Here is a 12,635-nt window from a genome sequence, read left to right as displayed (position 1 = left end):
AGGCATACGGCGCGTGGAGTACAGTTTCGGCGGGTGGTCAGCGGGGGCCGAACTGGCGGTCGCCGGCGTCACCCAGGCCGGGGACGATGTAGGCGATGTCGTTGAGACCCGAGTCGATCGTCGCGGTGTAGAGCCGCATCATCGGCGCCACTTTCTCCAGCGCCGCAATGCCTTCCGGCGCGACGACCACGCAGATGGCCGTGATGTCGACGGCGTCGCGGGCGTAGAGGAGCTCGATGGTGTGCACCATCGAACCGCCGGTCGCCAGCATCGGGTCGAGCACGATCACCGGCTGCGCACTCAGGTCGTCGGGTAGCGACTCCAGGTAGGGCGTGGGCTGATGCGTCTCCTCGTTGCGCGCCACCCCGACAAAGCCGACCCGCGCCTCCGGGATCAACGCGTGCGCCTGATCCACCATGCCCAGGCCTGCCCGCAGCACCGGGACCAGCAGCGGCGGGTTGGCCAGCTTCACCCCCGCGGTGTCGGCCATCGGGGTGCGGACCGCGACGGTCTCGATCGCCAGGTCCCGGGTGGCCTCGTACACGAGCATCAAGGTGAGATCCCGCAGCGCAGCACGGAAGCCCGCATTGTCGGTGCGCTCGTCGCGCAGGGTGGTCAGCCGCGCCGCGGCCAGCGGATGGTCGACCACGCGCACGTCCATGGAGTGCCACCCTAATGGGAACCGAACGGGGTTTCCCGGCGTCCTACCTTCCATGCACGCGCGTTTGTCTGCAGACACCGACCTGATCCGCGCTTACGGGTCGACCACGGCGGGCCACGCGGCGGACCTCGACGCGGTCGCCGCCCGCCTGTCCGCCGTGTCGGCCCCGACGCTGGGTCCGGTCGGAGCGCGGTTCCAGGCGGCGCTGGTTCGAGCCGCCGAACGCGAGGCCGGCGTCGTCGCCGATCTGGGTGGCTCGCTGGCGGCGGCCCGCACCGCGGCGACGGGGACGGCGCGTGCCTATGAGGTGACCGACGCGGATGCCGGGGCCCGGCTCACCGGTAGGTGGTGATGCCCAGCGCACTGGTGTCGGCATTGAGCACCCCGATCCGCCGGGTGCAGGCGCTGGTCGGCCCGGGATGGTCAGCGGACCCGGTGGGCGACCCCGCCGCGGTGCTGACCGGGGTGCGCGACTCCCTGACCGATGTCGCGCGCTCGGCGGGACAGGCGTGGCGGCAGGCAGCAGACGGCTGGTCGGGCGCGGGCGCCGACGCGGCAGCGCAGTTCGCGGCGACGACGGCTGCGGCGATCGACGACGCCGCCGAGCGGGCAGGGAGCCTGGGTGCCACCGCCGACAGCGCCGCCGCGGCGGTGACGCGGGCCCACCGTCGCCTGCAGGGCATCGTCGACGAGTTCGAGGCCACGGCAAGCGTGCTGGAGCCCCGTTTGGATCAGCCGGGGGTCGCCAAGGAGCTGCTGGCCGAGGCACGCCGGAGCCTGACGGAGGCGATCGCGATCGTCGAGGAGCTCATAGCCGAACTGGACGGGCACGCGGCCGCGCTGGACACGCCACGCTCCCCCGCCGCCACCTCGCCGGCGGGCTACGGCGGCGCGACGCCGGCCGGGTTCGGTGGCGCGGCGCCGACGGGGATGGGATCCGGCTTCGCCGGCGGCACTCCGATGGGGGCACCCGGCTGGAGCGGCTCCGGCGTGTCGGCCGACATGGCCGGGTTCACCCGACCGGACGGAGCGGAGGCGCCGGACGCGGCGCTGTTCGGCGAGGGCGTGGCGGTGCGACTGCCCGACGGCACCGTGGTGATGGCACCCAACGCCGTCGCCGCCAGCGCGGTGCGCCACGCGCTGACCCAACTCGGGGTGCCCTACCAGTGGGGCGGCACGGCACCGGGCGTCGGCCTGGACTGCAGCGGGCTCACCCAGTGGGCGTATCACGAAGCGGGACTGAACATCCCGCGGCTGGCACAGGAGCAGGACATCGGCGCCTCGATCGCCCAGGGCGCGGTACTGCCCGGCGACCTGGCGGTGTGGGACGGCCACGTCGCGATGGTCGTCGGGGACAACCTGATGGTCGAAGCAGGTGATCCCGTCAAGTTGTCCCCGATCAGGACCGCCAACGCCGGGCAGGGTTTCCAGGGTTTCTGGCGGCCGACGGCATAGTGGCCCGTCAACCGTTCGTCAGCCACTCGCGTGCCAGGTCCTCGACCCACGCCTCGGCGGCGATCGGATCCGCGGGAGGAGACGCCACCAGAACCAACTCGTCGACGCCGACGTCGGCCAGCCTGCCCAGATCGGCCGGCACCGGCTCACGCAACGCCACCGACAACCTCAGCTCCCCCATGTCGCGACCGACTTCGCGGCACTCGCGTCTCAGTACCGAGATCCGGGTGGCCGCCTCCTCGACATCGGCCAGATTGAAGCCGTACCAGCCATCACCCCACGCGGCGACCCGGCGCAGTGCGGCGTCGCTGTTGCCTCCGCAGATCACCGGCACTACGCCATGATGCGGCCTGGGTTTGACGCGGATCTTGTCGAACGACACGAACTCCCCGCAGAACGAGGCGACGTCGTCGCTCCAGAGGGCACGAATCGCGGCGACGTATTCAGCCGTGCGGGCCGCACGCCGGGCGAACGGCACCCCGAGCGCGTCGAACTCCTCCTTGGCCCAACCGATGCCGATCCCCATCGCGAACCTGCCGGCGCTCAGCCTGTCCAGCGAGGCGGCTTGTTTGGCGATCAGGACCGGGTTGTGCTCGGGAAGCAACAGCACCCCGGTCGCCAACCCGATCCGGTTGGTCGCCGCCGCGGCGAAACTGAGCGCGATCATCGGGTCGAGCCAGTCCGCCGTGGCCGGAACCGCGATCCGCCCGTCGTCGGCGTACGGATACCGCGACACCGGTTCGTCGACCATGACGACGTGCTCACCCGCCCACAGCGTCGCGAACCCGCACCGCTCGGCCGCGGCGGCCACTGCGTCGATCACCATCCTGGACGCGCCAGCGCCGATGCCGAGACTGTGTAATCCCACGCTGACCATCCGGCCATCCTGACAAGCCCGCACGGCGTCTCGAGCGACGATCCTGTTGCGGTACGGCAACGGTGTCGGAATTCGCGTGGAGGCAGGTCGCTACGCTGTGCGCCATGGCTGCTGACATCGTGCCCATCCAACTGCGGCTGACCAAGGGCGACGTGTACACACTGTGGGCGCCGCGGTGGCGCGCCGACGGCGACGAGTGGGAGGCCTTCCTCGGCAAGGACGAGGATCTGTACGTCTTCGAATCCGTTGCCGACCTGGTGGCATTCGTCCGGACCAACACCGACAACGACATCGCCGATCACCCGGCGTGGGAGAAGCTGACCGAGGCGAACGCCCACCGGCTCGACCCCACCGAGGAGAACACCCACGACCTCGCGGGCTTCGAGGAACTGCTCGCCGAGAAGCCCACCGAAGACGGCGTGAACGCGCTGCACGGTGCACTCGCTGTCGCGTCGTCGATCGGGACGGTGTGCGAGCTGCCCGCGGTCACCAAGTTCTTCAACGGCAACCCCGTGCTCGGAACCGTCGGCGGCGGGGCCGAAGCGTTCAGCGGGCGGGCCGGCCGCAAGCGCTGGGCCGAGATCGAGAAGATCATCGCGCGCAGCTGGGACAAGGTGATCGACGCGATCGACGAGATCGTCACCACCCCCGACGTCGACAGCGCCGCCGTCGCGAAGGCCCAGGCCGAGCTCGACGAGCCGGCGCCGGAAATCGACGAGGACGACGTGGTCATCGACGACATCGTCGACACCGACGAGGAAGCCGACGAGCTGGCCGCCGCAGCCCAGACCCGAGTCCTCGGCAGCGACGACGACTTCTGGCAGCGGGTGGGCATCGACCCCGTTCGGATCATGACCAGCAGCAACACCTTCTTCACCTTGCGCTGCTACCTCGAGGACCGGCCGATCTTCCTCGGCCGCAACGGGCGAATCAGCGTGTTCGGATCCGAGCGGGCGCTGGCGCGCTACCTGGCCGACGAGCACGATCACGATCTGTCCGACCTGGCCACCTACGACGACATCCGGACCGCGGCCACCGACGGCTCATTGCGCGTCGACGTCACCGACGACAACGTCTACGTGCTGACCGACATTGTCGACGACCTGGCCGAAGGCCCCGAGGGCGTGGATCGTGACCAGCTGGAGCTGGCCGTCGAGCTGCTCCGCGACGTCGCCGACTACGCCGATGACACCAGCGTCGAGCCCAAGCTCGCGGCCGACGCGCCGCTGGGCCACCTGATCACCTACGTGCTCGATCCCGAATCCGTCGACCGCCCGAGCGCGCCCTACGCCGACGCAGTCGTCCAGTGGGAGTCGCTGGAGGCGTTCGTCGAGTCCCGCCTGCGCGAGGAGTAAGTCTCCTCCTGCCCCGCGAGCGCGCGTGTCTGTGCGCCACCGGGCGGCGTGTTGCGTGCAGAACGTCGCGCTCGCCGGTGCCGAGCGCGCGGGAAATGCCAAGGTTTGCGGCGTGTCGGTGTGCAGACACGCGCGCTCGCGGACCGAGGGGACCCGTCAACCGATCAGCACGGCGTAGCGGGGCTTGATGACGTCGTCGATCAGCGACAGCCGCTCGTCGAACGCGATGAACGCCGACTTCATCGCGTTGATGGTGAACCGCTCCAGGTCACTCCACCCGTAACCGAACGCCTCGACCAGCCGCAGCATCTCCAGGCTCATCGTGGTGTCGCTCATCAACCGGTTGTCGGTGTTGACGGTCACCCGGAACCGCAGCCGCGCCAGCAGATCGAACGGGTGCTCGGCGATGCTGGCCACCGCTCCGGTCTGCACGTTGGAACTCGGGCACATCTCGAACGGAATCCGCTTGTCCCGCAACAGCGATGCCAGCCTCCCCAGCCGTGCCGACCCATCGGCGGCCAGCTCGATGTCGTCGACGATGCGCACCCCGTGGCCGAGCCGGTCGGCCCCACAGAACGCGATCGCCTCGTGGATGGACGGCAGGCCGAACGCCTCGCCGGCGTGGATGGTGAAGCGGGCGTTGTTGCCGCGCATGTGCTCGAACGCGTCGAGGTGGCGGGTGGGCGGATACCCGGCCTCGGCGCCGGCGATGTCGAACCCCACCACACCCTTGTCGCGGAACCGGATCGCCAGCTCGGCGATCTCACGCGACCGGGCAGCGTGCCGCATCGCCGTGACCAGGCAGCGCACCACGATGGTGTGTCCGGCAGCGGCGGCGACCTTCTCACCGTCGGCGAACCCGGCGAGCACCGCGTCGACGACCGCGTCCAGCGACAGCCCGCCGTCGATGTGCAGCTCGGGCGCGAATCGGATCTCGGCGTAGACGACGTTGTCGGCGGCGAGATCCTCCACGCATTCGCGCGCCACGCGGTGCAGAGCCTCAGGCGTCTGCATGACCCCGACGGTGTGGGCAAAAGGCTCCAGGTAGCGCACCAGCGATCCACTGTGCGCGGCCGTGCGGAAGAACGTCGCCAGCGCGTCCGCGTCGGTGGCGGGCAGCTCGTCGTAGCCGTGCTCGGCGGCCAGCTCGAGCACCGTCGCGGGCCGCAGTCCGCCGTCGAGGTGATCGTGCAGCAGCGCCTTGGGCGCCTGCCGGATGTTGTGCAGCGTCAACGGTGTCGTCATGGCTACATCTTGCGCACTATCGCCCCGCAGCGTGCAAGAGCCGCGATCGGTGAACACACCCGACGGTGAGCTGTCGACCCGAATAGGATGCGTTCGCATGTGGCGAGGCCCGATCGAACGGATTCGATCGAGTCCGACCCAGACCGCACTCGCCGCCATGGTCCTGGCGATCGCCTACGTTCTGCTGGGCCGCCTCACCTTCTCGGTATCGGTCGAGTACAGCAACATCACCAGCGTCGTCTTCGCTCCCGAAGGTGTTGCGCTGGCGTTCGCCATCATCTTCGGACCGCGGGTCGCCTGGGGAGTGCTGGTGGGCCAGACGGTTCTGTCTCTGTGGTCGGGCCCGTCGGTGTTCGGCGGTGTCACCATCGGAATCATCAACGCGCTGGAATGTGCCCTGGGCGCCATCCTGTTCGCCCGGTGGAAGATCTCGCCACAGTTCGCCAAGCCACGCGATGTCCTCCTGTTCGTCGTGTTGGTGTTCCTGGTGCTGCAGCCGATCAGCGCGACCGGCGGGGTGAGCGTGCTGTGGGCGATCGGCGCCACTCCCACCGAATGGATTCCGCAGGGGTGGGAGACCTTCTGGACACACGGCGTTCAACAGCCGCTGGAGGACGCGGGCGCGATCCCGTCGGCATGGGTGCATTGGTGGATCGGGAACTCGGTGGGGCAGATGCTGATCGCGCCGCTGCTGCTCGCGTGGTCGATCAAGGGCGTCGCGCGCCATCCGAAGAACAGCTATGACCTGATCGTCAGCGCCGCTGCCATCGGCCTGCTGGGGCTCGCGGCGACCGTGTTGCCCGTCTACCCGTTGCTGGTGCTCGGCGTGACCTATCCGCTTCTGGTGTGGATCGGACTCCGCCGCGGCCTGCGGGGTGTCACCACCGCGAACGTCCTCATCGCCCCCGCCATCACCTGGGCCGGAGCTGTCGGGACCGGATTCCTGTCGCATCTCAGCGTTCCCGACCGCCTCGCCCATGTCGGTTTTTTCATCGCAACAGGCTCGATCTTCTCGTTGATGCTGTTCGCGATGTTCGAGGAGCGTCGGATCCTGGTCGAACGACTCGACGATCTGGCACGCCTGGATTCCCTGGTGCCGTTGGCAAATCGTCGGCACTTCGTCGAGAGCCTGCAGTCTCACCTCGGGCAGACGTCCGGAGCCGACGGGCCGGTGGCCGTGGTGGCCTTCGATGTCGACCACTTCAAGCGGATCAACGACCGACACGGCCACATCGCCGGTGATTCGGTGCTACTCGCCATCGCCGACACCTGCACGACGCGGCTCGACGACGGCCAGTTCGCGGCCAGGATCGGCGGCGAGGAGTTCGCCATCGCGCTGCCCGACACCGACCTTGCGACCGCGCGGCAGTTCGCCGACGAGCTACGCGACGCGATCGAGCACCAGCACCTGAGGCCGGACGCCCCGACCTCGTTGATGCCCGTCACCGTCAGCGTGGGTGTCACCGTGGCGCGGCAGGAGGATTCTCTGGACACGATCCTGTTACGTGTGGACGAGGCGCTCTACGACGCCAAACGAGCCGGCCGCAACACCATCGTCACCAGCGAATGACCGCAGATCACCGGGTCACGTGATCCGGTCGATGATCAGCGGCCGCGGGGCCGGCGCGACGTCGCCGATGCTCCAGGCGCCGTCGAGTTCGGCCAGCGCGGCGGGCAGTCGTTTCGGGGTGTCGATGTAGAGGGTGAACAGCGGCTCGCCCGCCGCGACGGGCTCACCGGGCCTGCGGTGGATTCGCATCCCGGCGCCGAACTGCACACGCTGGCCGGGCTCGGAACGGCCCGCTCCCAGCCGCCATACCGCCAGCCCCACCGCCATCGCGTCGATGTCGCCCATCGTGCCACCGCGGGGCGCCGTGACGGTCTCGGTGTGGGCGCCGAGCGCCAGCGGCTGCGACAGGTCCCCGCCCTGGGCCGCGACCAGCTCCCGGAACCGGTCCATCGCGGACCCGTCGCGCAAGGTCTGCGCCGGATCGACGCCGTCGACTCCGGCGGCGTCGAGCATCTCGCCGGCCAACGCCAGCGTCAGCTCGACGACGTCGTCGGGTCCGCCGCCTTCGAGCACCTCCAGCGACTCGACGACCTCGACGGCGTTACCCACGGTCCGGCCCAGCGGGATCTCCATGTCGGTGAGCAGCGCCCGGGTGAGCAGCCCGTGCTCGGTGCCCAGATCCACCATGGTGCGCGCCAGCTCGCGCGACTCGGCCTCGGTCGCCAGGAAGGCACCCGAACCGACCTTGCAGTCGAGCACCAACGCCCGGGTGCCCTCGGCGATCTTCTTGCTCATCACCGAGCTGGCGATCAGCGGCAGCGACTCGGTGGTGCCGGTGACGTCGCGCAGCGCATAGATCTTGCGGTCGGCCGGGGCCAGCTCACCGGCGGCGAAGATCGCCGCGCCGAGGTCGCAGAGCTGTTGGCGGATCTGGCTTTTGGAGATCTCTGCGGTGAATCCGGGGATCGACTCCAATTTGTCCAGGGTGCCTCCGGTGTGGCCGAGTCCGCGCCCCGCGGCCTGGGGAACCGCGCCACCGCAGGCCATCACCACCGGCACCAGCGGGATGGTGATCTTGTCGCCGACGCCGCCGGTGGAGTGCTTGTCGACCAACGCCAGCGGTTTCCCGTCGCGGCGCAGGTCCGAGAAATCGAGACGCTCCCCCGAATCGACCATCGCGGCGGTCCACCGGGCGATCTCGGCGGTGGTCATACCCCGCAGGAAGATCGCCATCAGCAGCGCCGACATCTGCGCGTCGGCGACACGGCCGTGCGTATAGGCGTCGATCACCCAGTCGATGGCGTCGTCGCCGAGGACCCCGCCGTCACGTTTGGTCCGGATGACGGTCGGGGCGTCGAAGTCGGGCGCGCCGTCGAAAGTGAACTGCGTCACGGTGATTCCCCGCCCCGGGTCCGGGCCAGGTCGTCGGGGCCGAAGGCGTCGGGAAGCAGTTCGGACAGCTTGCGCGGACCGTGCGGGTGGTCGATGAGCATGTCCGGTCCGCCGTGCTCGAGGAGCACCTGACGACAGCGACCGCAGGGCATCAGAGCCTCGCCGTCGGGGCCCACACAGGCGAGCGCGACCAGGCGTCCGCCCCCGCCGGAATGTAGGGCGCAGACCACTGCACACTCGGCACAGAGACCTAGACCATATGAGACATTCTCCACATTGCATCCGGTCACCATTCGGTCATCGTCGACCAGTGCCGCCGCCCCCACCCGGAACCCCGAATAGGGCGCGTACGCATGCTCAGAACAGTCGATTGCCTTGCTGCGCAACATATTCCAGTCGATCTTCGAGCTCATGTCCCACCGTCCGAATCGATTCTGAATCCATTCCGAAAACTTCGTTCCGTGAGCAATGTCGTAGATAGTCGACCCTAACTTCGGCCCCCGATCCAGACATATGGCCCACACGCTAGTTCGTTCGACAGTACAAAGGGGTTTAGAGTCGCTCCGAGGTTTGGAGCAGCGGCCCAGGGCCACGCATACCGGGAGCCTGTGGGACCCCCGCCCCGAGCGTCCACCGATGGCGTTGGAGGCCAGATGAGTACTCAGACATCGAGTCTGACAACCGGGAGCGGCGACGTGCCCGCTCCGCGGTCCGAGGCGCGGAGGTGGACCCTCTACCGCGGCGATCCGGGCATGTGGTCGTGGGTGTTGCACCGCATCACCGGCGCGACCATCTTCTTCTTCCTGTTCGTCCACGTGCTCGACACCGCGTTGGTCCGGGTCAGCCCGCAGGCCTACAACGAGATCATCGAGACGTACAAGACGCCTCTGATCGGACTGATGGAGATCGGCCTCGTCGCCGCCGTTCTCTACCACGCCCTCAACGGTGTGCGCATCATCCTGATCGACTTCTGGCAACACGGTCCGAAGTACCAGCGGCTGATGCTGTGGGTCGTCGCGGGCGTCTGGATCGCGGTCTTCACCGCAGCGATCGGGGTCATCGGCATGCACATGGTGGAGCGGTTCCTGTGAGCGCGTCGGTGAAGGGCGAGAACCCCTACGACCACATCAGCGACCGCGGCGGTCCCGCGCCGGTGATGCAGCGCAGCCACGACCGGCCCGCCGGCCTGGACAACCCCCGTGCGCCACGCCGCGCCGGCGGGATGCCCAACTTCGAGAAGTACACCTGGCTGTTCATGCGGTTCTCGGGCATCGTCCTTGTTTTCCTGGCCCTCGGACACCTGTTCATCATGCTGATCTGGGAAAACGGGGTCTACCGCATCGACTTCAACTTCGTCGCGCAACGCTGGGCGTCGCCGTTCTGGCAGACCTGGGACCTGTTGCTGCTGTGGCTGGCGCAACTGCACGGCGGCAACGGGATGCGCACGATCATCGCCGACTACACCCGAAAAGACTCCACGAAGTTCTGGCTCAACACATTGCTGGCGCTGTCGATGGCGTTCACCCTGGTACTGGGCACCTACGTGCTGCTGACCTTCGACGCGACGATCTCTTGATCTGCAGGGAGCAACGATGATTCAGGAACATCGCTACGACGTCGTCATCGTCGGTGCGGGCGGGGCGGGCATGCGCGCAGCCGTCGAAGCCGGGCCCCGGGCCCGCACCGCGGTGCTGACCAAGCTCTACCCGACACGGTCGCACACCGGCGCCGCGCAGGGCGGCATGTGCGCCGCGCTGGCCAACGTCGAAGAGGACAACTGGGAGTGGCACACCTTCGACACCGTCAAGGGCGGCGACTACCTGGCCGACCAGGACGCCGTCGAGATCATGGCCAAGGAAGCCATCGACGCGGTGCTCGACCTCGAGAAGATGGGGATGCCGTTCAACCGCACCCCCGAGGGCCGCATCGATCAGCGCCGCTTCGGCGGGCACACCCGGGACCACGGCAAGGCCCCGGTGCGACGCGCGTGTTACGCCGCCGACCGCACCGGCCACATGATCCTGCAGACGCTGTACCAGAACTGCGTCAAGCACGACGTCGAGTTCTTCAACGAGTTCTACGCCCTCGACATCACGCTGACCGACACCCCGTCCGGCCCGGTCGCCACCGGCGTCGTCGCCTACGAACTGGCCACCGGTGACATCCACGTCTTCCACGCCAAGGCGATCGTGTTCGCCACCGGCGGTTCAGGCCGGATGTACAAGACCACGTCGAACGCCCACACCCTGACCGGTGACGGGCTGGGCATCATCTTCCGCAAGGGACTTCCCTTGGAGGACATGGAGTTCCACCAGTTCCACCCGACAGGCCTGGCGGGCCTGGGCATCCTGATCTCCGAGGCGGTGCGCGGCGAGGGCGGCCGACTGCTGAACGGCGAGGGTGAGCGGTTCATGGAGCGCTACGCCCCGACGATCGTCGACCTGGCGCCCCGCGACATCGTGGCCCGGTCGATGGTGCTCGAGGTGCTCGAGGGTCGCGGCGCCGGCCCCAACAAGGACTACGTCTACATCGACGTGCGCCACCTCGGCGCCGACGTGCTCGAGGCCAAACTGCCCGACATCACCGAGTTCGCCCGCACCTACCTGGGGGTGGACCCGGTCAAGGAACTCGTCCCGGTGTACCCGACGTGTCACTACGTGATGGGCGGCATCCCGACCACCGTCAACGGCCAGGTGCTCTCCGACAACACCACCGTCGTCCCCGGCCTGTACGCCGCGGGCGAGTGTGCGTGTGTGTCGGTGCACGGCGCCAACCGCCTGGGCACCAACTCGCTGCTCGACATCAACGTGTTCGGCCGTCGCGCCGGAATCGCCGCCGCGAACTACGCCCTCGGCCACGACTTCGTCGACATGCCGTCGAGGCCGGCGGAGATGGTGACCAACTGGGTGGGCGACATCCTCTCCGAGCACGGCAATGAGCGCGTCGCCGACATCCGTGGCGCGCTGCAGCAGTCGATGGACAACAACGCCGCGGTGTTCCGCACTGAGGAGACCCTCAAGCAGGCGATGACCGACATCCACGCACTCAAGGAGCGCTACGCGCGAATCACTGTGCAGGACAAGGGCAAACGCTACAACAGCGATCTGCTCGAGGCGATCGAGCTCGGCTTCCTGCTCGAGCTCGCCGAGGTCACCGTGGCCGGGGCGCTCAATCGCAAGGAGTCGCGCGGCGGGCACGCCCGCGAGGACTACCCCAACCGCGACGACACCAACTACATGCGCCACACGATGGCCTACAAGGAGGGCTCCGATCTGCTCTCTGACATCCGATTGGACTACAAGCCCGTGACACAGACGCGGTACGAGCCGATGGAACGGAAGTACTGATGACTGCACCCACGATCGACAAGCAAGAGACCCCGCCCGTGCCCGAGGGCGCGGTGATGGTGACGCTGAAGATCGCCCGGTTCAATCCGGAAGACCCCGACGCGGCGGGCTGGCAGAGCTTCCGCGTGCCGTGCCTGCCGTCGGATCGGCTGCTCAATCTGCTGCACTACGTCAAGTGGTACCTCGACGGGACCCTGACGTTCCGGCGGTCCTGCGCGCACGGCGTGTGCGGCTCGGACGCGATGCGCATCAACGGCGTCAACCGGCTGGCCTGCAAGGTGCTGATGCGCGACATGCTGCCCAAGAAGGCCTCCAAGCAGCTGACCATCACCATCGAGCCGATCCGCGGCCTGCCGGTCGAGAAGGATCTGGTGGTCGACATGGAGCCGTTCTTCGACGCGTTCCGCGCGATCAAGCCGTACCTGATGACCACCGGCAATCAGCCGACCCGCGAGCGGATCCAGAGCCAGACCGACCGGGCCCGCTACGACGACACCACCAAGTGCATCCTGTGCGCGTGCTGCACCACCAGCTGCCCGGTCTACTGGAGTGAGGGTTCGTACTTCGGGCCGGCGGCGATCGTCAACGCCCACCGGTTCATCTTCGATTCGCGCGACGAGGGGGCCGCCGAGCGGCTCGACATCCTCAATGACGTCGACGGGGTGTGGCGCTGCCGGACCACGTTCAACTGCACGGAGTCCTGCCCGCGTGGCATCCAGGTGACCAAGGCGATCCAAGAGGTCAAGCGCGCCCTGATGTTCGCGCGCTAGTCCCCTTTGCGCCGGAATTGCAT

13 protein-coding genes are annotated in these 12,635 nt (G+C 68.3%); 8 read left to right on the top strand and 5 right to left on the bottom strand.

Going from position 1 to position 12,635, the window contains the following annotated elements:
* Positions 1 to 37: 37 nt before the first annotated feature.
* Positions 38 to 661 carry a uracil phosphoribosyltransferase gene (upp, locus tag ABDC78_RS06825; protein ID WP_178358972.1) on the bottom strand — a complete coding sequence of 208 codons (624 nt, stop codon included), beginning with the start codon at positions 659 to 661 and terminating at the stop codon, positions 38 to 40.
* Between the two features lie 64 nt (positions 662 to 725).
* On the opposite strand from upp, the gene ABDC78_RS06820 reads away from it, so the two are divergent.
* Both ABDC78_RS06820 and ABDC78_RS06815 read left to right on the top strand, forming a co-directional pair.
* Positions 726 to 1,013: an ESX-1 secretion-associated protein gene (locus ABDC78_RS06820; protein WP_256736066.1), complete on the top strand. Its 288-nt coding sequence runs from the start codon at positions 726 to 728 to the stop codon at positions 1,011 to 1,013.
* Positions 1,013 to 2,116 (top strand): C40 family peptidase, encoded by a 1,104-nt coding sequence (locus ABDC78_RS06815; protein WP_178358970.1) that lies wholly within the window; start codon positions 1,013 to 1,015, stop codon positions 2,114 to 2,116. Before ABDC78_RS06820 ends, ABDC78_RS06815 begins: the two co-directional genes overlap by 1 nt.
* A 7-nt stretch (positions 2,117 to 2,123) precedes the next feature.
* Here the strand turns inward: ABDC78_RS06815 and ABDC78_RS06810 are convergent, their stop codons facing one another.
* Complete coding sequence (locus ABDC78_RS06810; protein ID WP_178358969.1) at positions 2,124 to 2,993, bottom strand: LLM class F420-dependent oxidoreductase; 870 nt, start codon at positions 2,991 to 2,993, stop codon at positions 2,124 to 2,126.
* 104 nt (positions 2,994 to 3,097) lie between these two features.
* Here ABDC78_RS06810 and ABDC78_RS06805 point away from each other — a divergent pair, with 104 nt between their 5' ends.
* Entirely contained in the window at positions 3,098 to 4,348 is a 1,251-nt protein-coding gene (locus ABDC78_RS06805; protein WP_178358968.1) for a primosomal protein, read from the top strand.
* A 156-nt stretch (positions 4,349 to 4,504) separates the two neighbouring features.
* On the opposite strand, the gene ABDC78_RS06800 is transcribed toward ABDC78_RS06805, so the two are convergent.
* Positions 4,505 to 5,593: an adenosine deaminase gene (locus ABDC78_RS06800; RefSeq protein ID WP_178358967.1), complete on the bottom strand. Its 1,089-nt coding sequence runs from the start codon at positions 5,591 to 5,593 to the stop codon at positions 4,505 to 4,507.
* A 97-nt stretch (positions 5,594 to 5,690) separates the two neighbouring features.
* Here ABDC78_RS06800 and ABDC78_RS06795 point away from each other — a divergent pair, with 97 nt between their 5' ends.
* Entirely contained in the window at positions 5,691 to 7,163 is a 1,473-nt protein-coding gene (locus ABDC78_RS06795; protein ID WP_178358966.1) for a diguanylate cyclase, read from the top strand.
* A gap of 15 nt (positions 7,164 to 7,178) precedes the next feature.
* Here ABDC78_RS06795 and ABDC78_RS06790 read toward each other — a convergent pair whose 3' ends face one another.
* Entirely contained in the window at positions 7,179 to 8,495 is a 1,317-nt protein-coding gene (locus tag ABDC78_RS06790; RefSeq protein ID WP_178358965.1) for a thymidine phosphorylase, read from the bottom strand.
* Entirely contained in the window at positions 8,492 to 8,908 is a 417-nt protein-coding gene (locus ABDC78_RS06785) for a cytidine deaminase (RefSeq protein WP_178358964.1), read from the bottom strand. The genes ABDC78_RS06790 and ABDC78_RS06785 overlap by 4 nt, the downstream gene beginning before the upstream one ends.
* Before the next feature lie 240 nt (positions 8,909 to 9,148).
* Between ABDC78_RS06785 and sdhC the strand changes: the two genes are divergently transcribed.
* The 4 genes from sdhC to ABDC78_RS06765 all read left to right on the top strand — a co-directional run bounded on the left by sdhC (position 9,149) and on the right by ABDC78_RS06765 (position 12,612).
* On the top strand, positions 9,149 to 9,586 hold the full coding sequence (sdhC, locus tag ABDC78_RS06780) for a succinate dehydrogenase, cytochrome b556 subunit (RefSeq protein WP_178358963.1): 438 nt from the start codon (positions 9,149 to 9,151) through the stop codon (positions 9,584 to 9,586).
* Positions 9,587 to 9,651: 65 nt separating this feature from the next.
* A complete protein-coding gene (locus ABDC78_RS06775) occupies positions 9,652 to 10,071 on the top strand; it encodes a succinate dehydrogenase hydrophobic membrane anchor subunit (RefSeq protein ID WP_218620750.1) in 420 nt (139 codons plus the stop codon).
* A gap of 16 nt (positions 10,072 to 10,087) precedes the next feature.
* Positions 10,088 to 11,842 (top strand): succinate dehydrogenase flavoprotein subunit, encoded by a 1,755-nt coding sequence (gene sdhA, locus ABDC78_RS06770; RefSeq protein WP_178358961.1) that lies wholly within the window; start codon positions 10,088 to 10,090, stop codon positions 11,840 to 11,842.
* A complete protein-coding gene (locus ABDC78_RS06765; RefSeq protein WP_178358960.1) occupies positions 11,842 to 12,612 on the top strand; it encodes a succinate dehydrogenase iron-sulfur subunit in 771 nt (256 codons plus the stop codon). The genes sdhA and ABDC78_RS06765 overlap by 1 nt, the downstream gene beginning before the upstream one ends.
* Positions 12,613 to 12,635: the final 23 nt, after the last annotated feature.

It is taken from the genome of Mycobacterium sp. DL (assembly GCF_039729195.1).
GTDB lineage: Bacteria > Actinomycetota > Actinomycetes > Mycobacteriales > Mycobacteriaceae > Mycobacterium > Mycobacterium hippocampi_A.
The sequence above is the reverse complement of the archived record's forward strand: the minus strand, read 5'-3'. Positions and strand labels throughout refer to the sequence as shown.